Consider the following 18,385-nt stretch of genomic DNA (forward strand, 5'->3'; position numbering starts at 1 on the left):
TGGCCTTGCACCAGCGACCCAAGTTGTCACACTGCGGGATCGTTGGGGGAATTTGGTCCTCTGCGCAATGTCGGAGGTTCAGGAATGATATCAACGCCCATGCAGATTCAGGATTCTGTTGCTCTTGAAAGCGAGAACGCGGCTTGGGACGAGCGCTTGCGTATTGCCAGGACCCAACCAATTGCTCCCAGCCTGAGAAGTCGAATTGAACTGGCTGTTGGCTGTGACGATTGCGCAGTGATACCAAAGGTCTCCGGCGCGGGAGACGTCATGGAGATTGGAGGTGTTCCCGTGCAGAAAATGCACAATGGAGTCATGGTCCATGCGGGCGGCTATTATGGCTCCTGGATGATGGAAGTGATCCAGCGCTTGAAGGGGCATCATGAACCCCAGGAAGAAAAGGCATTCTACGAGGTGATGCGGGTTCTGCGAACGGCTGAAACGATCATCGAACTGGGCGCCTTCTGGTCGTACTACTCGCTTTGGTTTCTTCGGGAGTATCCCCATGCGAATGCCTATCTCGTCGAACCGGATCCCTACAATCTGGAGATTGGCCGGAGAAACTTCGAACTGAATGGCAGGAAAGGGACCTTTATTCAGGCGTCAGTCGACAGCTGCTCCTCCGGTCCGATGCCATTCGCTTGCGAGAACGATGGGGGGAAAACCCGCCTCATCAGCAGGCTGTCGGTCGATGATTTGGTCGCCGAAATGAATATTCCCATCGTGGATGTGCTGTTTGCCGATATCCAGGGGGCTGAGACGGCAATGCTCGCGGGAATCAAAGAGACGGTAAGAGCAGGCAAGATCCGTTATGTTTTTGTCTCCACCCATCACTACGATATTTCTCAAGACTACCGGACGCACGAGAGATGTCTGAATGCGTTGCGAGAGCTGGGGGCCCGGATCGTGGTGGAGCACACGGTTGAGGAATCCTTCTCAGGTGATGGTTTGATCGTGGCGACCTTTGAGGCCGGGAGTGATTTGGAAATCAAACTGAGCTACTGCAGGCATCAGGACTCGCTGTTTGGGTCGAGCGAGCATCGCATCGCTGCGGTGGCGGACACGATGTCCCTATTGCAGGAGCAGCTTGCCGAGAAGAATCCTCTACTGAATGGAAAAGGGAAGGGGCCGGCGAAAAAGGAACACACGATGGTGGCCGCACGACTGGCTGCTGCGCAGCGGGCGCTTTCCAATCAGCTACTGCAGTCAGTCAGCGCGGGCCGGGTTGCGTTGCCAAAGAGCATCCGGAGGTTGCGAAAGCTGGCACGGGATTGGAGGCTGGATCGAATGGCAGCGAAGCGAATCAATGCGCTCCGAGCCCACGGGCGCACCGAAGTCGTGGTCACCTTGCATGGGGTATTCGAAATTCTCAGCGCGGAACAGGTCATCAGTGGAGCCCTCAAGACGCACCATCAGTGGGAGATGGATATGTTCCGGCGCGTCATGCGCCTGGTGGAGAGTCATGTTGGCACCCCCCTCAAATCAGCGACCATGCTCGATATTGGTGCCAACTGCGGCATGGTTGGCATTCAGGCTGTTTTTTCGGGTTTGATGAAGCGCTGCATCTCCATCGAGCCGCATCCTGATAATTTTGCATTGTTGCACGCCAATACCAGGGTGAATGGACTGAAGTCCTCGTTTCATTTGGGCTGGTGTGCCCTGGGTGGACAGAGCGGGTCCTGTGCCATTGAGGAGAGCCCTGAGAACTCAGGAGATCATCGCGTTCGCCTTGGAACGCACCCTGTGGGGGAAGAGCGATATCGGGAAAACGTTCGCAGCGTTGTCCAGGTACCCATGGTTCGGCTCGACGATTTCCTGAAGCAGGTTCCAGGTGACTTCAAAAACAAGATAGGCCTCTGCTGGATGGATGTGCAGGGATTTGAAGGGCACGTGCTTGAGGGTGGGTTGGACGGCTTTGGCTCCCACGGCTGGCCCAGCGTGCTGGAGTTCTGGCCTTACGGACTGAAGCGGGCCGGCTATGATTCGGCGAAGCTCAAGCAGCTTCTGTCCCGGATTTGGAGCAAGTTTTTGGTCCTGGAAAACCCTGACGATCAAGCATGGCGAGGGTGGGACAGCCTGGCCGCCCTTTGGGATGAAGTGGGCACTGAAGGCAACTTCGTGAATCTGTTGTGCGTCAGGTGAGCTGCCGCTGTCGTGGAGCCTGCGTGGACTGACCACTCACCTGCAGGAGACGGATGCCAGTGTGCCGTGCTACGACAGCTCTCTTCCCTCACGCTCTCGCCCGCCGCACATCCCGCAGGGAGTCCGCGAAGTCGGGGACTTTTTCGAGGAGGGATTCCCAAGCGGGGAGATTGGCGACGGTGGGAGGCGTCTTCAGGCACTCGTGGGCGACTTGCTTGATGAGGCGGGCAAAGACGCTGACGGCTTGATGTTCTTCCGCAGACGTTTGTTCGAGGCCATTGAAGGCGGCTTCGTGGGCGTAGCGGGTCAGGAGCACCTTGGCGGTGGCGGTGTAGGCATCCGAGAGACGGTCGAGCTTGCGTTGCTCGGCGGAGAAGCCGAGGTCGCTCCAGAGGTGGGCCATGAGGGCGCGGATGACTTCGCGGCCCATCTTCATGAGGCCGGAGGCGGCGTCCGTCTGGCCGGTCTCGGGGTCGTAGCCCAGGTGCTGGTGCTTGTGCTCGAAGTTGCTTCCCAGGTCCACCTGGCAGAAGCGTTGGGAGGGCGCCTGGCGGAAGACATCGCAGAGCATGCCGATTTCCAATCCCCAGTCGGCAGCGATGCCCAGCTTGCTGAGGAACTCGGTGTCCGCGGCGAACTCGCCGGAGAGCGGGTAGCGCGTCATAGCCAGGAAGCGCAGCAGCGGCGTGGAGCCGAAGACTTCACGCAGGGCCTGGATGAGCGGGAAGACGAGCAGGCGTGTCACGCGGCCGTACATGCGCTCGCGCACGCGGCCGTAGTAACTCTTGGCAAACACATAGCTCATGCCCGGGTGCGCCACCGGCAGGCAGAGGCGCCAGAGCATGGAGCGGTCGTAGTTCAGGATGTCGCTGTCATGGCAGGCGATGACGCCGCTGTGGCCTTCCACCAGGAGGGAGGCGATGCCCATCCAGACGTTGCTGCCCTTGCCGTGTTCATGCTTGAGGCCGGCGAAGCGGGAGACGGTGCGGTGCAGGGTGTCGAGCTCGGGGCCGTCGTTCCACAGCACTTCGTGATTGATGCCGGAGAGGTGCTTGTCGAAGTACCTGCGCGCCTTCGCATGGCCCTTCGCATCCATGTCATTCATGCTGAAGATGACCTTGGAGAGGTAGGGCACGTTGGAGATCTCCTTGAGCATGCGAGGCAGCGCTTTGCGCTCGATTTCCGCAAAGAGAGCGGGAATGACCAGCGCGATGGGCTTGGTCTTGGCAAACTCACAAAGTAATCCTTCGCGCTCCTCCAAGTCGGTCTCCGCTAGATGATGGAGAGTCGGGAGAAGAACTGGCTGGTGAAAGTCCGGCATCCGCGGGGGTCGGGTAGCAAATGACTGTGGTGGTGACTATGGCCGCCTGCTTGGGGCAGGGAATGAGGCTGGCTGGCTGGGAGAGAGCTGGATCAGATCAGGCTGGCGGGGTCGGTCGTCTTGGCATTGCCGTTGTTCGAGCGTTCTTCATCGAGCACTTCGGGGGAGACGCCGTTTTCATCCAGCACGGGGTCGTGGCCTTCTTCAATCTCGCGCCGCCATTTGCGGGAGACCCAGGGGCGCACGAGGCCGTAGGCCAGGTAGCTCACGAAAAGCACGGAGGGCATCCACTGCCAGTACGCCACGGTGAGGGCGAGTACGATGATGCTGATGAGCACCCAGTGGAAGGAGCGGCGCGCGCGGAGGTTCAGCGACTTGAAGCTGGGGTACTCGATCTTGCTCACCATGAGGTAGGAGAGCAGGACCATGAGGAAGGGCAGGGCGTACTTCCAGCGACCGATTTCGCGATTGTTCCCGTCCAGCCAGAGCAGCATGAGGGTGAGGGAGACGATGACGCCTGCCGCGGCTGGGATGGGGCAGCCACGGAAGGAGGTGGAGGCCTTCTTCTCCTTCTGAGGCATGGCGGCGAGGCAGTTGAACCGCGCCAGGCGCATGGCGCCGCACACGAGGTAGATGCAGGCGATGAGCCAGCCCAGACCGCGGGTGGTCTGCTCGAACTCCGCCAGCACGATGTCATGTACCAAGAGGGCAGGGGCGATGCCGAAGCTCACGATATCCGCCAGGGAGTCGAACTCACGGCCGAAGTCCGAGCTCTGGCCGCTCAGCCGGGCGAGGCGCCCATCGAGAAGGTCAAACACGCACGCGGCGAGGATGAAGCCGATGGCCCAGAGGTAGCGCGTGTGATCATCCTCATTCTGAAAGCGTCCCACGATGTGCAGAATGGCCATGAACCCGCTCAGCAGGTTGCCGGCGGTCATGAGATTGGGCAGCACATAAATGCGTGGCTCGTGCTCGCGATCAGTCATTCCAGGAGTGTAATCGCATTCTGAAGGTGTGCGCATCTTTTTTCCCACTGGTGAAGCGGTTGACCCTCCCCCCGACAGGCGTACTCTGCTTGTTCAGACTCACATGACCGCCACTGCCACCGCCGATACCCTTCCGCCGCTCTCGGGCGACACCCTCATGGGAGAGCTCCTCCGGCTCTATCCCGGGGCCCAGCGTGCCCTCTTTGCCAAGTATCACATCGGCGGCTGCCGGAGCTGTGGCTTCCAGCCCACGGAGACGCTGGCCCAGGTGTGTGAGCGGAATGAGAACATCCCGGTCGCGGAGGCAGTGGAGCACATCCAGGAGAGCCACCAGGCGGATGCGAGTATCCAGATTTCTCCGGTGGACTTCGCGAAGCTCCGGACTGAGCGGAGCGATGTGAAGGTGCTCGATGTGCGCACGCGTGAGGAACATGAGGCGGTGGCCATTCCCGGCGCGGAGCTCGTGACCCAGGAACTGGTGCAGGAGGTCTTCACCTCCTGGGACAAGAACGCACCGCTCATCATCTACGATCACACGGGTGACCGCTCGCTGGATGCCACGGCGTATTTCCTGGGGCATGGATTCGCCGAAGCGAAGAGCCTCACCGGCGGCATCGACGCGTACTCTGTGGAGGTGGACCCTTCCCTGCCGCGCTACCGAGTGGAGATTGAGTAACATTCTGCCAACAGCCCAGCCCTTTTCTTTTACCCTCTTTCATGAACGAAGACGCACTCCAGCAGGCCATCGCCAATCCCCAGAATCTCGGTGAGATGAAGGATGCGGATGCCGTGGGCACGGTCGGCAGCCCCGACTGCGGGGACATGGTGCGCATGTGGATCAAGTACAAGGAGAAGGACGGCAAGAAGGTCATCGACAAGGCCAGCTTCCAGAGCTTCGGCTGCCAGACGGCGATTGCCGTGGCGAGCATGGCCACGCAGCTCATCAAGGGCAAGACCCGGGAAGAGGCGCTGGACATGAGTGCCTCCGAACTCTCCGCACCGCTGGGGCCGCTGCCGCCCATGAAGATTCACTGCGGGCAGATGGTGGAAGGCGCGCTGAAGGCCGCGCTGGATGCGGAAAATGCCGAACGTGCGGGCGCGACTCCTCCGGTGAAACCCGACCTCGATGTCACTCCCCAGCCACCCCAGGCCGCCACGCTGCATGATGCGCTGGCGAATGCAGGGAAGCAGGTGGGCAAGATCAAGATTGTCATGCAGCCTCCGGCACCTGCGCCCGCCTCGGCACCCGCGAGCCCCCAGTCCTGAGTCGCTCGTATCTCTTCTTATACTATACAGGCAGCCTTCATTGCCTTACCACTCCCTTCCCACCACGATCACATGCATTCCGACACCACTCTCACTCGCGCCGTAGAAGCCATCCAGATTCCCAGCGGCGACATCGTCACGCTGCCGGAGGGCACGCGTGTGATCATCACGCAGGCACTCGGCGGCACGTACACGGTGGCCACGGATCATGGTCTGGCCCGCATCCAGTCGAAGGATGTGGATGCCTTGGGCATCGACCCCGAGGAGGAGAAGAAGGCGGAGGCGCACACCTCCTCGAACATCCCTGATGACGCCAGCGACCTGGAAGTGCAGGTGTGGCACCAGCTGCGCAATGTGTATGATCCAGAGATTCCCGTGAACATCGTGGACCTCGGCCTCGTGTACGGCTGCGAAGTGCAGCAGGACGGCGAGGGCAAGCACAAAGCCGTGGTGAAGATGACCCTCACCGCGCCCGGCTGCGGCATGGGGCCGACGATTGCGGCGGATGCGCAGTCCCGCATCATGACGATCGAAGACATGGATGACGCTGCTGTGGAACTGGTCTGGGAACCCGCGTGGAACCAGAGCATGATCAGCGAAGAGGGGAAGATGAAGCTGGGGATGATCTGAGGTGTCTTCTGGCTGTCCGTACAACGCGAAAGTCGCGCTGGTTTTTTAGCCGCAAAAAGACGCAAAAAACACAAAAGAGTCTGACGCTGGGTGATGACATCTGATGTGAGATGGTTCATGCCCAAGAGCCCTCATCTTTTGTGCCTTTTGCGTTTTTTTGCGGCTAATGAATTCAGGCTCGGATAGGGCTATAGGGCGCGGCAGCCTACTGACTGCACTGCTCAGTGTATGGACCACCCCTTGCACACCGCCCGTGCCCCGCTAAAGGACTGGCATGTCCCAGTCTCAGTCTTCCGTCTCCGCTTCCATCGGCACACCGTTCACGCCTTCTGCTGTTAAAATCCTGTTCCTCGGTTCGGGGGAGTTGGGCAAGGAGGTGGTGATAGAACTGCAGCGGTTCGGCTGTGAGGTGATTGCGGTGGACTCGTATGCCAACGCGCCGGCCATGCAGGTGGCGCATCGCTCGCATGTCATTTCCATGTTGGATGGCGATGCTCTGCGCCGCGTGATTCTGGAGGAGAAGCCGGACCTCGTGGTGCCGGAGGTGGAGGCGATAGCCACGGATGTGCTGGTGGAGCTGGAGGCCCAGGGACAGCGCGTGATCCCCACTGCCCTCGCGGCGAAGCTCACCATGAACCGTGAAGGCATCCGCACACTCGCGGCGGAGACGCTGGGGCTGCGCTGCTCCAGCTACAAGTTCGCGGCCACCGAAGAGGAGTTCAACGAAGCGGTGAAGACCATCGGCATTCCCTGTGTGGTGAAGCCCATCATGAGCAGCTCCGGCAAAGGCCAGAGCGTGGTGCGCAGCGAGGCGGACATCCCCAAGGCGTGGAAGTATGCCCAGGAAGGCGGACGCGCAGGCAAGGGCAAGGTGATTGTGGAGGGTATGGTGGACTTCGACTACGAGATCACCATGCTCACGGTGCGCCATGCCAATGGCACGTCCTTCTGCGCGCCCATCGGGCACCTGCAGATTGACGGCGACTACCGCGAGAGCTGGCAGCCGCAGCCCATGTCACCGGCCGCGCTGGAGGAGAGTGAGCGCATCGCGGGCGCGATTACGAATGCGCTGGGTGGGTGGGGTATCTTCGGCGTGGAGCTCTTTGTGAAGGGGGACACGGTGTGGTTCAGCGAAGTCTCTCCCCGCCCGCACGATACCGGCCTGGTGACCCTGATTTCGCAGGACCTTAGTGAGTTCGCCCTGCATGCACGCGCCATCTTGGGCCTGCCGATTCCAAACATCCGCCAGCATGGCCCCAGCGCCTCAGCGGTCATTTTGCCCGAGGGGCATTCCAAGAATGTGAGCTTCAGCAATCTGGGCGAAGCCCTGGCTGAGCCAGACACGCTTTTGCGCCTCTTTGGCAAGCCCGAGGTGAAGGGACGCCGCCGCATGGGGGTGGCAGCAGCCCGGGGAGCGACCATTGAGGAGGCCCGCGAAAAGGCCCTTAAGGCTGCCGGAGCGGTGCAGGTGACGCTGGGCTAGGTGTTTTAGGCTGGGCTTGCACAAGGCAAGACAGGGCTAGTGACAGGCGCGTGAGGAGCAAATTTTGCCTCCATCTTACCGATGGAGGCATATTTTTTGGCCGCAGTTGCAGTTTGCAATTGCAAACAAGCAAATCTTAAGCTCTAAATATGCAATTAGGAGTTTTATTCAAAACTGCTATAATTGCCATAAATTGCGAGCTAAAGTAGAATTTGGCTCTAACTTGCCCTTGTATGAAAAAGATTCTGTCACTCACTCTGTGCTTGATCGCTCTCCCAGCACTGGCTGACTTTAATCTCGGGGGCCCTGGTGTTCCCGCAGGTACCGTGAAGGCCGCTGGTGCACCTTTCAAGGTTGAATACACCATTCCTGGTGGGGTCTACCGATTCGTCTTCCGTGGCATCGAGGCCCGAGGCGCGACGCTTGGAGCTCCCGGTAGCTCCGGCACCAAGGGCAACGGTGGTCAGTTCCACCTGAGCGCCACGGTGTGGACCGATGTCGGCCACGAGAAGCTTGGCAAGATCGAATTCCGTGATGTGCAGGAGTTCAACGCTGCTCCGCTGAAGACCTTGCTCTTGGATAACCAGGAGGTCTTTCAGGCTCCTGGAAACACGCCTATGAATGTGACGATCGAATGGGCTGGCCAGGGCAATGCGCATAAGCCAGATGGTTTCTTCAACGTGCTGGGTGAGAGCCAGGCGCAGCCCACTGTTCCCACGGGCACGCTGACCTTCGAAGTGGGTGACTACGCCCTCAGGAACCTCCCGACCGGCGCCTACCCTCCCGGCAAGGCGACCATCGTTCGCGACTAACGTTTTTAGACAGAATCGCTTAGTAGTGATGATTTGAAACCGGGCGCTTTGCGGCGCCCGGTTTTTTTGTGTCCGCATTGCCTGAAGGATTTCTCCATCGTCATGTGAGCTTTGCGCTTGCTCTTCGAGAGTCAGTCACGGAGTCTGGTTGGTACTGCCGCCGCCATGAGTAAGAGAGTATTTGTCATCGCCTTGTGCCTCGCCCTGACGAGCCTTGCGGGCCAGCTTTCCGCGGATGTCCCCTCGGAACTGGTGAAGATGGCGAACGCGGGCGATGCCGAGGCCATGTTTCAGGTGGGCTCCACGGCGCTGCTGGAGCAGGACTATGGCACCTCCTTCACCTGGCTCACGAAAGGGGCTGAACAGAAGCACCCTGCCTCTCTCGGTGGACTGGGGTTTCTCTACTTTAATGGATTCGGGTGTGAGAAGGATCCTGCCAAGGCGCGCCAGCTGTATGAGAAGTCCGCTGCTCTGGGCGCGCACCAGGGGATGAACAATCTGGCGCACCTCTACCGGTATGGTCTCGCGGGATTGGAGAAGGACCTGCCGCGCGCGGTGCAGTTGCTGGAGAAGGCAGCGGAGCTGGGGAATCCGAAGGCCGTGAATACGCTCAAGGAGCTGTACATGGGCACAGAACTTGGCCCTCCAGACACGGCGAAGACTCTGCACTGGCTGAAGTACGGCGCGGAGCGCGACAATCCGGGGTGCACTTGTGACCTCGGCTACGCGTATCAGCACGGTATTGGCGTGGAGAAGGACCCCGCGAGGGCGCTTGAGCTTTACAAGAAGGCGATTGCCTTGGGTTCCACCGGAGCCGTGTCCAACCTCGGCATGCTCTACCTCACCGGACAGGGCGTGGAACGGGACTATGGAGCTGCGTTGACACTGTTCAGCAAAGCGGCGGAGAAGAACGATATCGGTGGTCTCATCAATCTGGCCGTGATGCGCTATCAGGGCCTCGGCTGTGAGCGTGATGTGCCGGGTGCCTTTGCCCTGCTGGAGAAGGCGAAGGCGCTGGGAAATCCACAGGCTGGCCAGATACTGGAGGCGTGGAAGAAGAAGGAGCAGGGAGGCTAAGTTTACTCAGTCTGCCGGAGACGAGAGCGTGTGGCGCTCGGGGGTGAGGTGAATATCGGGTGAGTCCGCAAGGCACTACACTTTCCTTTTGATGAAGAAAACTTTGCAATAGCAGGCAATATAAACGCCCCTTCAGGGCACCTTCAGCGATTCCCAAGGACGCTCTCCCAAGCTCCATGGAACCGACTCTCGAAAATATCCAGGCTTTCAAACATGCGCGCTGGCGCGTTCGATTCACCGCCCGCCTCATCGCCTTGAACGAAGGGCTGAGTACCCGTGACTCACCCAGCTGGGGGGAAGAACGTGTGGAATACGAAAACCGCCATCTGCTCGCCAAGCAGGAGCTCGCAGCTTTCCCCAAGGACTGGAGCAGTCTGTATCCCTGAGAGTACCCCCAGCTGAACGAATGGAGTATCGACGAGATGGACCCTCAACAACATGTCCTCGGCAACCTGGCGCATGCCCGGTGGAGGGTGAATTTCATCCGAAATCTCCTCCAGGCACACCGGACTTCGCCCTGGAAGGGGACGCAGGAGTGGCAGGCACGGCATGCAGAAATGCTGCACCAGCTGGCTTCCGCGGAGGATGAAGTGAAGCTCTGCGAGCAGTCGGTGAAGGCGCTGGAGCCCACCTTGGAGGACGGGCAGGTCCTGTTGCCCGAAGGCGAATCAATCATGGAAACGACCGACCATGGAATAACAACACGCAGCACAGCCAATGATTAAGAACATCTTCCCCACTTACCTCGATAACTTGGGCATGGCCGTACGCGTGGCCCATGGCGTGGAGGCTCATCACGAAGGCTCCGTGCGGGTGCATGTGGTGATGGATGGAACCACCATCTGGGAAGGGTATGTCGAGATTTACACGCTGGAGGGCCATCCCGAGGCGTCCCGGGCCTTTGCCTGGGGACGCGAGGACGAGGAAGAGGTGCATTTCATCTCTGTCCTGAACGTGGCCCCCATCCGTACTCCCACGGACGCAGTGCGGGCGGCGATTGCGCGGTCGTCAAAGGGAGAAGACAAGCGCGCGCGAAAGAGAGAAGGGGAGGAGGAGCAGGGTGGGGAGGGAGAGGGGTAGCGGCTATGCATGGTGGTCATGTGATATGATGTAGTGTGCCGCTGCCGGGTGGGAGATTGTATGATGATGACTGGCGGGTAGGAAAACCCGCCGACCGCTGTCCGGTCTGGAGACCCGACTTCCTCTGACACTCTGCGCGAGAATCACGCCCGGTTCATTAGCCGCAAAAAGTCGCAAAAGGCACAAGAAGTGAGGGCTCCTTGGGCTGGCTGTCTGCAGTGAGCCGTTGCGTTATCTTTTGGGAAACCCCTTGAGTTTTTTGCGTCTCTTTGCGGCTATCCTCTCCGTGTCGCCAACTCCCATCACAGAAGAGGACGACACGGTTGGAGGTGGAGTCAAAGGCGGTGATGACTCAGGGTTTCTCCACGAAGATGGAGGTGGCGTTGACGATGAGGTTGTCCTTGGTGGAGGCGGGGTCGACGGTGCCGGAGATGACCACGAGGCTGAGTTCCTTCAGCTCACCGAGGCCACGAAGGGGGGTGCGGAGGATTTTGCCTTTTTCATCGCGCACCTGGATGGTGGCGGTGGATGAGCTCAGCTTCTCGGGTGACTCGCAGCAGTAGTCCCAAGGGGTCTTGCAGGAGTCGCCGGGCATGTCGTTGCAGGAGGTGATGGCTTTTTCATCGGCCAGTACGGCCATGGCGAATTTCGGAAGCAGGGCGATCTTGCGTCCGCCAATCTTGCCGCGCAGCACGACGGCCTCGCCGGGCTTGGCGTTCTCACGCGCTTTCACCACGCTCACGGCGTCCTTGGGAGCCTTTTCAGCGAGCAGGGAAGCGGGGAGCGCGGGGTCGGCGGCGTGGGTGGTGGTGGCGAGGGCGAGGGCGACGATGGCGGTGAGAGAGCGGAGGGTGGATTTCATGGGTTCTTGGTTCTTGGTTACTGCTTACTGCTTACTGCTTACTGCTAGCGGGTGAGTTGCGGTGAGAATGCAAAATGGGGGTTCGGGTGGTGGGATGGGGTGTAGGAGGAGTGGATGATTATGGTTATGAGGCGCGGAGGGCGGCGGGAAGGAGCGGCTTGAGACAGGTCCAGGCGGGGGGCAAAGTGCCGATGAGGGCGAGGGCCACGCCGCCGAGGACGCCGAGGCCCAATACCTGAGGGGTGATTTCCAAGGCGAAGGTGCCGATGGAGAAGGTGACGGCGAACCCGTCCGCCAGCCAGAGGGCGAGGGCGGCGGCGACCAGGGCGCCCATGAGGGTGGCGAGCATGCCCTCCTGCAGCAGGCTGAGCAGCAGGGCACGCCGGCGGTAACCGATGGCCTGCAGCGTGGCCATTTCCCGCACGCGGGAAGCGAAGGCAGCGTACAAAGTATTCAACCCACCGAAGATGGCTCCTGCCGCAACGAGGCAGGTGGTGACCCATGTCATGGCGCGCAGGGGGCGGTAGAAAGAGGAGAGCTTCGCGTAGTACTCGCTCTCCAGCATGGCGGCGAGTTCGAGGTCGAGCCGCTGCAGCGTGAAGATTTCCACGTCGTCGAAGGTGGCATCATCGAGGCGCACGACGGCGCAGGAAATGGTGTCGCGCTGGCCGATGGCGAGCATGTCGCTGAGGTCCGCCCACACCTCCGCCTCCATCACGGTGCCGGGTGCGTGGAAGATGCCGACGATGCGCATGGGATTCTCTGCGACGGTGATGGTCTTGCCGAGGGCGAGGTCGTCCTCGGTGAGTCCCAGCTTGTGCGCGGCGAGCTTGCCCACCATGACCTCGCCTGAGCGCGGGAAGCGACCGGAGAGGAGTTGCACTTCCGGATGCACCAGCAGCGCGGCGGGAGTGACGCCGCGGATGAGCGCCTGGCTGGCGGGATGCGTGCCGGCTTGCAGAGGGCCGTTGTAGTGGATCTCGCCGGAGACCGCGGGCTTGCCAAGGACGGTCTTGATGCCGGGCACGGAGGCGGCGAGGAGGGAGGGAACGGAGGCTTTGATCTCGCTGCGTTCCACGCTCTCCTCGCTGCCCGTGCCGAGCACGATGACGTTGTGCTCGGAGCCGGAGGAGCGCAGCACGGCATCCATGCCGTTGGAGAGGGCGGACGCGAGCATGAGGAGGAAGATGACGAGTGCCGCACCGAGCACGAGCTGGCAGAGCCGCGCGGGGACGCGGAAGAGATTTCTCACGGCGTAGGAGAGGGGGAGCATTTCGGTGGGACGGTGTGGCGGTGAGCGGTGCGACAGTGGGGGCTGGTGCTGGGTGTGGTGGTGTGCAGTGAGTTCAACGCAGAGACACGGAGACGCAGAGGAACTTCGGAGACTGATTACTGATTACCGTTGTGGTGGGATGGGGTGTAGGAGGAGTGGTGGGATGGAATGCAAAGTGAAAAATGAAAGGTGAAAAATGCAAAGTGGCTGGACTCAGGCGGAGCGCAGGGAGGCGACGATGGGTTTGCGGGCGGCTTTGAAGGCGGGGTAGAGGCTGGCGAGGAGGCCGAGGGCGAGGGCGGTGAGCATGCCGCGGATGAGGATGGGCATGTCCGGCATGATGGAGAGGGTCACGCCTTCATTCCCCACGGTGAAGCTCTGCCAGCGCAGCATGCCGTAGGCGGCAGCGACGCCGAGGGCGCCGCCCAGGAGGCCGAGGAGAATGCCTTCCACGGCGACGAGCACGCCGATGGCTCGCTGGGAGAAACCAAGCGTCTGCAGCACGGCATTCTCCTTCACGCGGGAGCGCACCACGAGCAGCACGGCATTGGCCACGAGGCCGAGCACGGCAGCCACGGCGCCGAGGCCGAGCCAGCGGGTGAAGCCTACGAGCTCCACGAGTTGCGCCGCGGTGTCGGCAAAGAAGGCTTTCTCGGGACGCGTGCTGGTGGGTGCTTGTTCAGCATTGAAGCGTTCGTCGATTTCCTTCGACACGCGGGCGAGGTCGCCGGCGGAGTTCACGCGCACGTTGAACTGGGTCACAATGCCGAGCCCACGGCGGGAGGCTTGCTGGAGGAAGGGGAGGTGCACATAGGCCACGTTGCTGTCCTGCGGCTCATCACTCTCGATGATGCCTGCGACTGTCACCGTGACGCCAGCGGCATCGAAGCGGTCGCCCACGCTCAGCCGGCGGCGCGTGGCGAGGTTGCGCCCGAGCAGGGCGGCATCGGAGCGCTTCTTCCATTCGTCGATGGAGCCCTCCAGTACGTGGAGATGCGAGGCGTAGCGCATCAGATTGTCCGGTGGCACCCCTCGGAAAGCGATGATGTCCAGACTGGCGCCGCAGTTGTTCACCACAATCTGGATGGGGATGACTTCCTTCACGCCCTCGATTTTTCGGATGGTGTTTTCGTAGTGCTCGGGCAGGCGGCTGGTGGCGGGGCAGAAGCGGTTCTCGCGATAGACCACGAGCGTGGTGTCATCGGCGCCAGCCTGCGTGGCGAGGCGCAGGCTGCGCTGCATGGTCTCCACCGTGGCGAAGAGGAACATGCTCATGGCCACACCGAGGATGGTGAGCAGCGAGCGCAGCCGGTGGCGGCTGAGCTGCTTGAAGGCGAGGATGACGAGGTTGGTGAGCTTCGAAATCATACTACATCACTTTGTATTGTGTCCCATCACACGTGGGCGGGTGCTAGGCGATGGGATTGGGATTCCAAAAGGCGTCCCTTTTCCAGGTGCAGTACACGGTCGGCGGCATCGGCGGCACGCGGGTCATGGGTCACCATCACCACGGTCTTCCCGTGATGCGCGACGAGTTCGCGCAGCAGGCCGAGGATGGAGTCGGCGGACTCGCGGTCGAGGTCGCCTGTGGGTTCGTCTGCCACGAGCAGGTCGGGATTGGCTACGATGGCGCGGGCGATGGCCACGCGCTGCTCCTGACCGCCGGAGAGTTCGGAAGGCGTGTGATGGGCGCGATCTCCGAGGCCGACGAGTTGCAGCGCCGTCTGCACGCGTGCGCGCCGCTCGCTGCGTGAGAGCGGGCTCAGAAGCAGGGGCAGCTCCACATTCTCAAACGCGCTGAGAATCGGCACGAGGTGGTAGAGCTGGAAGATGTAACCCACATGGCTGGCACGCCACTTCGTGAGCTGGCTGCGCGACATGCGTTCCAACTGCGACTCGCCGATGCGCAAGGTGCCCGAGGTGGGGCTGTCGATGCCGGCGACGAGATTCAGCAGCGTGGTCTTGCCGCTGCCGGAGGGACCCATGAGCGCGAGGAAGGAGCCGCGTGGCACATCGAGGTCGAGGTCCAGCAAAGGAGTCACGGTATTCGTGCCTTTCTTGTAGGACTTCGTCAGGCCGCGGCACTGGATGAAGGGGGATGGGACGGAGGGGGAGGACATGGGAGATGGGGAGACAGGGAGAAGCGGAGAAGCGGAGAAAGGGAACGTGTATCAGCCAATGGCACGTCTCGTGAGCTCGCAGACACTTGAGGCGGAAGAGCGTCCGCATGGCATGCCACGTTGCGCGAAGCGCTTTGGAGTGCGTGTGCGAAGCACCGCTTTGAGCGGAGGAGTGAAAGGTCCGAACGACGCGCGGGTTCTTGAGGCTCCCGATTTCTGGACGACGGGATATTGGTGAATGCCTGGAGAGGTTTGATGCTGGCTCGCGCTGTTCAAAGCGGTGCTTCGCACGCGCACTCCAAGGCGCTTCGCGCAAGCTCGTACCTTGCTGGCTGGTTTGCTGTGAGGAGTGCTTTTCATGTCACGAGACGTTCGTTAGTGCGTGGGAGCACAAATGTTGGAGTGATGGGGTCACTGAGGGGACCCGGTGACTCGGACGCGGCGGCCTTCGGTGAGGTGGTCGTGCGGGGGGAGGATGACGAACTCGCCGGGGAGGACTCCGGAGGTGATGGAGACGTAGCCTTCACGCTCGATGGGGCCGCGCTGAGCGGGGCGCTTCGTGGCGGTGGAGTTGTCTGGGGAGATGACCCAGAGGGAGGTGGCTTTTTGCGGTGTGCTGTCCGTCACCAGAGCGGTGGCGGGGACCATGATGGCGCGGGTGGGGTCTGCGGGTGAGACGTCTGCCACGGCAGTCGAGGATGAGGGCGAGAATGAGGAGGAGGACGAAGCGGCTGTGGAGGATGATGGCGTGGATGAGGTGCCGAGGAACTTCACGCGGCAGAGCATCTCGGGACGCAGGCGAGGGTCGGGGTTCTCGATGCGCACCTTGGCCTGGAGGGTGTTTCTCTGGAGGTCGGCGGAGCCCACGATGCGGGTCACCACGCCGTGGATCTCGGTGTTGGGCAGGAAGTCGGAGGTGACAATCGCCTGCTGTCCCACCATGAGGCCGCGGGCGTCCGCGAGAGGCACATCCACGCGCGCCTGCAGTTTCCCCTTCTCGAAGAGCGTGGCGATGGTGGCGGACTGGTGGTCATCCATGCCCAGCAGCTTCTTCTGGCCGGGGGCGGCGTGGAGTTGGAGGATGACACCATCCACCGGCGAGGTGATGCGGGTGCGGGCGAGGGCGAGCTCCTGCTTTTCCACGGCTACTTGAGCGGAGGCGACGCCGGCTTCCATGGCGGCGGCCTGGGCCTTGGCGGCTTCCACCTTGGCCTTCGCGGCGATGAGTTGGGACTGGCGGGAGGCCACTTCTGCAGCCTGACCCTGGACCACGAACTTGGCCCGCGAGCGTTCCTGATCGGACACGGAGCCGGAGGGAATCTTCGCGATGCGTTGCTCGTTGTCCTTCTCCTCCGCGAGCTTGGCTTCGGCGGCTCTCACCTGGTCGGCCATCACCGCTACCTCGGTCTCGGCCACGGTGACCTGCACGGTTTGCAGCTTCTGCTCGGCCACGGCCTTGTCATGCGCGCGCTTGGCGGCATCGAGGGAGATGCGATTGTCGTCTGCGATGAGTTCCGCGAGGAGCTGGCCCTGCTTCACCTCCTGGCCTTCCAGCACGTGCACCTTTGCGATGACGCCATCTGTCAGGGTGGTGGCATAGATGGGCAGCGGGTCCGGCTCGAACCACCCGGCCGCTTGGAAGAGGAGCTGGGGTGGGGAGGGGGATGAGGGAGCAAGATTAGGAGCAGGAGTGGACGGTGATGGCGGTGTAGGATGGTGTGATGCCGTTTCATCCTTCTCCCCGCCGGCTGCGGCCGCGGGAGCGGAGTCGATGTCCGTCAGCAGGATGGCTTGTGCGACCTGCACCTCCAGCGCGGGCAGGAGACGGTCGCGGAAGACGAAGGCAAAGAGCCCAGCAAAGGCGAGGATGAGGACAGCTGGCAGCAACCACGCGGGCAGCAGAAGGATGCGCCGGCGCAGCGGGGTGGAGGATTCGGCTGTGGCAGCCGGGCTGGGGGATGCGCTTGCCTTCGCGTTTGCGGGCAATGCGTGGGAGGCAGGGGAATAGAGATCGGAAAGAGACACGGCGACAGCTTGGGCATGGGCTTGGGTTGGGTGTGGATGCGCGGCATTGGCATCGGCATCCACAACGACATGCGCCGCCTGTTGCAGGGAGCAACAAGGTCACGGCGCACCAGCCAGGGGGCGGAGGCGTGTCTGCTTCAAATCAGAAGCGAGCGATACAGCACCAAGCGGGACGGACCCGGGGGTTCCGGCTGGTGTGTGAGATTCCACGACATCATTCCCGTGGGGGCGTGCCGTGGCATCATGGGGACGAGCAGAAGGGAGGCGAAGGGCTCCGCCGCCGTGTATACCGGCGCGGGCGTGTGTTCCTTCGCCGTGGAAGGCAGGTAGGTTTCCCAGCCTTTGGAGACGACAACGAAGCAGTTTTCCCGGCTGGTGAGCATCAGGCAGCCGCTGGCAAGGGGGCTTGCGCTGGCGGCCTGGAGGGTGGCAGAGGCTTCTTGTTCCTCCGGGCACTCGCCGCAGCAGGACTCCGGTGCGGCACCCACGAAGACATGCCCCGTGCAGCGGCACACCGTCATGGACAGACCCTGCGACACGCAGGTCGCCACTGCGATAAGCAGCAGGACAAGGGCCTTGGCGCGACGGGTCATGCCATAAGGATAAGGGGAGGAGAAATGCGGTGCAAGCGGGATTGTGGTGAGGAGATGGGGGTGGCGGTGCGACAGGCGAAACTAGAGAATGGCCTCGTTGCGTCTATTTGGAGGACAGGCATGGTGGGTGATGCCATCGAAACGCCCACGGAAGACTGCTGCGAAAAAGCCAGAGACGATTTCCAAAAAGCAGAAGGTGAACAAGGGTCGCGAGGAAGCAGTGCAGAAGGATGGTGGACCGTTTCTGGGTACGGGAATGGATGCGGTGGTGCTTCTCTGCAAGAAGCTCGACAGGCTGGGCTCAGGACTGTCGGATGCGGAGATTCAGGATGCCGCCATTGATTTGCATGATGTGGCGCACGGGTGCCTTGCGGTGGCGCGGAAGGTCCAGGAACTGTCGACCTGCAGGTCCAAGAAACAGGCAGCGTGGATACTCGAGGATATCAATTTTGAGTTGTTTGACCACCTCCAGCGGTTCCATCTCCGGAGCCTCCGCCGGAGTTTGAAGAAGCTGACGGCGGGAAAGGAGTGATCCGGCTGAGCTAGGCGGAAGCAGGGGGGCGGCAGCGATAGTGGCCGACTTTCTCCGAAAGTCGCAGCAGTCTGAAGCCCTTTGTGAGCGAGCCATGGCTCCTGGTTCTCCGCCTTCGGGAAGCTCCCTTCGGTTGGAAGTTTGCCAGGAGGGAGTGTCCTTTGGCATCACATGGGTGGTACG

19 protein-coding genes are annotated in these 18,385 nt (G+C 61.5%); 11 read left to right on the top strand and 8 right to left on the bottom strand.

The window, feature by feature from the left end; genetic code table 11:
• Positions 1 to 99: 99 nt before the first annotated feature.
• On the top strand, positions 100 to 2,142 hold the full coding sequence (locus G5S37_RS05885) for an FkbM family methyltransferase (RefSeq protein ID WP_165201763.1): 2,043 nt from the start codon (positions 100 to 102) through the stop codon (positions 2,140 to 2,142).
• 88 nt (positions 2,143 to 2,230) lie between these two features.
• On the opposite strand, the gene G5S37_RS05890 is transcribed toward G5S37_RS05885, so the two are convergent.
• Both G5S37_RS05890 and pssA read right to left on the bottom strand, forming a co-directional pair.
• Positions 2,231 to 3,463, bottom strand: a complete 1,233-nt coding sequence (locus G5S37_RS05890) for a hypothetical protein (protein ID WP_165201765.1) — start codon at positions 3,461 to 3,463, stop codon at positions 2,231 to 2,233.
• A gap of 92 nt (positions 3,464 to 3,555) precedes the next feature.
• A complete protein-coding gene (pssA, locus tag G5S37_RS05895) occupies positions 3,556 to 4,449 on the bottom strand; it encodes a CDP-diacylglycerol--serine O-phosphatidyltransferase (RefSeq protein WP_165201766.1) in 894 nt (297 codons plus the stop codon).
• A gap of 103 nt (positions 4,450 to 4,552) precedes the next feature.
• Between pssA and G5S37_RS05900 the strand changes: the two genes are divergently transcribed.
• The 9 genes from G5S37_RS05900 (at position 4,553) to G5S37_RS05940 (ending at position 10,797) form a co-directional block, all read left to right on the top strand.
• Positions 4,553 to 5,125 carry a rhodanese-like domain-containing protein gene (locus tag G5S37_RS05900; RefSeq protein ID WP_240914808.1) on the top strand — a complete coding sequence of 191 codons (573 nt, stop codon included), beginning with the start codon at positions 4,553 to 4,555 and terminating at the stop codon, positions 5,123 to 5,125.
• 41 nt (positions 5,126 to 5,166) lie between these two features.
• Positions 5,167 to 5,715 carry an iron-sulfur cluster assembly scaffold protein gene (locus G5S37_RS05905; RefSeq protein WP_165201767.1) on the top strand — a complete coding sequence of 183 codons (549 nt, stop codon included), beginning with the start codon at positions 5,167 to 5,169 and terminating at the stop codon, positions 5,713 to 5,715.
• Between the two features lie 72 nt (positions 5,716 to 5,787).
• Positions 5,788 to 6,345, top strand: coding sequence for a putative Fe-S cluster assembly protein SufT (sufT, locus tag G5S37_RS05910; RefSeq protein ID WP_165201768.1), 558 nt, complete (start codon positions 5,788 to 5,790; stop codon positions 6,343 to 6,345).
• Between the two features lie 274 nt (positions 6,346 to 6,619).
• Positions 6,620 to 7,828 (top strand): formate-dependent phosphoribosylglycinamide formyltransferase, encoded by a 1,209-nt coding sequence (gene purT / locus G5S37_RS05915; RefSeq protein ID WP_165201769.1) that lies wholly within the window; start codon positions 6,620 to 6,622, stop codon positions 7,826 to 7,828.
• Positions 7,829 to 8,061: 233 nt separating this feature from the next.
• Positions 8,062 to 8,640, top strand: a complete 579-nt coding sequence (locus tag G5S37_RS05920) for a hypothetical protein (protein ID WP_165201770.1) — start codon at positions 8,062 to 8,064, stop codon at positions 8,638 to 8,640.
• 165 nt (positions 8,641 to 8,805) lie between these two features.
• The gene (locus tag G5S37_RS05925; RefSeq protein WP_165201771.1) at positions 8,806 to 9,717 is read left to right on the top strand and encodes a tetratricopeptide repeat protein; all 912 of its coding nucleotides are present in this window, start codon (positions 8,806 to 8,808) and stop codon (positions 9,715 to 9,717) included.
• A gap of 176 nt (positions 9,718 to 9,893) precedes the next feature.
• Complete coding sequence (locus tag G5S37_RS05930; RefSeq protein WP_165201772.1) at positions 9,894 to 10,103, top strand: hypothetical protein; 210 nt, start codon at positions 9,894 to 9,896, stop codon at positions 10,101 to 10,103.
• A 36-nt stretch (positions 10,104 to 10,139) separates the two neighbouring features.
• Complete coding sequence (locus G5S37_RS05935; protein WP_165201773.1) at positions 10,140 to 10,442, top strand: hypothetical protein; 303 nt, start codon at positions 10,140 to 10,142, stop codon at positions 10,440 to 10,442.
• Complete coding sequence (locus G5S37_RS05940; protein ID WP_165201774.1) at positions 10,435 to 10,797, top strand: hypothetical protein; 363 nt, start codon at positions 10,435 to 10,437, stop codon at positions 10,795 to 10,797. The genes G5S37_RS05935 and G5S37_RS05940 overlap by 8 nt, the downstream gene beginning before the upstream one ends.
• A 352-nt stretch (positions 10,798 to 11,149) precedes the next feature.
• Here the strand turns inward: G5S37_RS05940 and G5S37_RS05945 are convergent, their stop codons facing one another.
• The 6 genes from G5S37_RS05945 to G5S37_RS05970 all read right to left on the bottom strand — a co-directional run bounded on the left by G5S37_RS05945 (position 11,150) and on the right by G5S37_RS05970 (position 17,670).
• Positions 11,150 to 11,659: a hypothetical protein gene (locus G5S37_RS05945; protein ID WP_165201776.1), complete on the bottom strand. Its 510-nt coding sequence runs from the start codon at positions 11,657 to 11,659 to the stop codon at positions 11,150 to 11,152.
• A gap of 124 nt (positions 11,660 to 11,783) precedes the next feature.
• Positions 11,784 to 12,932, bottom strand: a complete 1,149-nt coding sequence (locus G5S37_RS05950; RefSeq protein ID WP_165201777.1) for an ABC transporter permease — start codon at positions 12,930 to 12,932, stop codon at positions 11,784 to 11,786.
• A 213-nt stretch (positions 12,933 to 13,145) separates the two neighbouring features.
• Entirely contained in the window at positions 13,146 to 14,300 is a 1,155-nt protein-coding gene (locus G5S37_RS05955) for an ABC transporter permease (RefSeq protein ID WP_165201778.1), read from the bottom strand.
• A gap of 26 nt (positions 14,301 to 14,326) precedes the next feature.
• Positions 14,327 to 15,052: an ABC transporter ATP-binding protein gene (locus tag G5S37_RS05960; protein WP_165201779.1), complete on the bottom strand. Its 726-nt coding sequence runs from the start codon at positions 15,050 to 15,052 to the stop codon at positions 14,327 to 14,329.
• A gap of 411 nt (positions 15,053 to 15,463) precedes the next feature.
• Positions 15,464 to 17,077 carry an efflux RND transporter periplasmic adaptor subunit gene (locus G5S37_RS05965; RefSeq protein WP_165201780.1) on the bottom strand — a complete coding sequence of 538 codons (1,614 nt, stop codon included), beginning with the start codon at positions 17,075 to 17,077 and terminating at the stop codon, positions 15,464 to 15,466.
• A gap of 137 nt (positions 17,078 to 17,214) precedes the next feature.
• Complete coding sequence (locus tag G5S37_RS05970) at positions 17,215 to 17,670, bottom strand: hypothetical protein (RefSeq protein ID WP_165201781.1); 456 nt, start codon at positions 17,668 to 17,670, stop codon at positions 17,215 to 17,217.
• Positions 17,671 to 17,800: 130 nt separating this feature from the next.
• Between G5S37_RS05970 and G5S37_RS05975 the strand changes: the two genes are divergently transcribed.
• Positions 17,801 to 18,202 carry a hypothetical protein gene (locus G5S37_RS05975; RefSeq protein ID WP_165201782.1) on the top strand — a complete coding sequence of 134 codons (402 nt, stop codon included), beginning with the start codon at positions 17,801 to 17,803 and terminating at the stop codon, positions 18,200 to 18,202.
• Positions 18,203 to 18,385 lie beyond the last annotated feature (183 nt).

The sequence above is a fragment of the Roseimicrobium sp. ORNL1 genome (assembly GCF_011044495.1).
Classification (GTDB): Bacteria; Verrucomicrobiota; Verrucomicrobiia; order Verrucomicrobiales; family Verrucomicrobiaceae; genus Roseimicrobium.

Bases quoted from the DNA above. Each gene is read 5' to 3' on its own strand.
- G5S37_RS05885 (WP_165201763.1), top strand. From the start codon at position 100: ATGCAGATTCAGGATTCTGTTGCTCTTGAAAGCGAGAACGCGGCTTGG.
- G5S37_RS05955 (WP_165201778.1), bottom strand. From the start codon at position 14,300: ATGATTTCGAAGCTCACCAACCTCGTCATCCTCGCCTTCAAGCAGCTC.
- G5S37_RS05935 (WP_165201773.1), top strand. From the start codon at position 10,140: ATGGACCCTCAACAACATGTCCTCGGCAACCTGGCGCATGCCCGGTGG.
- G5S37_RS05960 (WP_165201779.1), bottom strand. From the start codon at position 15,052: ATGTCCTCCCCCTCCGTCCCATCCCCCTTCATCCAGTGCCGCGGCCTG.
- G5S37_RS05970 (WP_165201781.1), bottom strand. From the start codon at position 17,670: ATGACCCGTCGCGCCAAGGCCCTTGTCCTGCTGCTTATCGCAGTGGCG.
- G5S37_RS05890 (WP_165201765.1), bottom strand. From the start codon at position 3,463: ATGCCGGACTTTCACCAGCCAGTTCTTCTCCCGACTCTCCATCATCTA.
- G5S37_RS05930 (WP_165201772.1), top strand. From the start codon at position 9,894: ATGGAACCGACTCTCGAAAATATCCAGGCTTTCAAACATGCGCGCTGG.
- G5S37_RS05950 (WP_165201777.1), bottom strand. From the start codon at position 12,932: ATGCTCCCCCTCTCCTACGCCGTGAGAAATCTCTTCCGCGTCCCCGCG.
- pssA (WP_165201766.1), bottom strand. From the start codon at position 4,449: ATGACTGATCGCGAGCACGAGCCACGCATTTATGTGCTGCCCAATCTC.
- G5S37_RS05925 (WP_165201771.1), top strand. From the start codon at position 8,806: ATGAGTAAGAGAGTATTTGTCATCGCCTTGTGCCTCGCCCTGACGAGC.
- purT (WP_165201769.1), top strand. From the start codon at position 6,620: ATGTCCCAGTCTCAGTCTTCCGTCTCCGCTTCCATCGGCACACCGTTC.
- G5S37_RS05940 (WP_165201774.1), top strand. From the start codon at position 10,435: ATGATTAAGAACATCTTCCCCACTTACCTCGATAACTTGGGCATGGCC.
- G5S37_RS05920 (WP_165201770.1), top strand. From the start codon at position 8,062: ATGAAAAAGATTCTGTCACTCACTCTGTGCTTGATCGCTCTCCCAGCA.
- G5S37_RS05975 (WP_165201782.1), top strand. From the start codon at position 17,801: ATGCCATCGAAACGCCCACGGAAGACTGCTGCGAAAAAGCCAGAGACG.
- sufT (WP_165201768.1), top strand. From the start codon at position 5,788: ATGCATTCCGACACCACTCTCACTCGCGCCGTAGAAGCCATCCAGATT.
- G5S37_RS05905 (WP_165201767.1), top strand. From the start codon at position 5,167: ATGAACGAAGACGCACTCCAGCAGGCCATCGCCAATCCCCAGAATCTC.
- G5S37_RS05900 (WP_240914808.1), top strand. From the start codon at position 4,553: ATGACCGCCACTGCCACCGCCGATACCCTTCCGCCGCTCTCGGGCGAC.
- G5S37_RS05945 (WP_165201776.1), bottom strand. From the start codon at position 11,659: ATGAAATCCACCCTCCGCTCTCTCACCGCCATCGTCGCCCTCGCCCTC.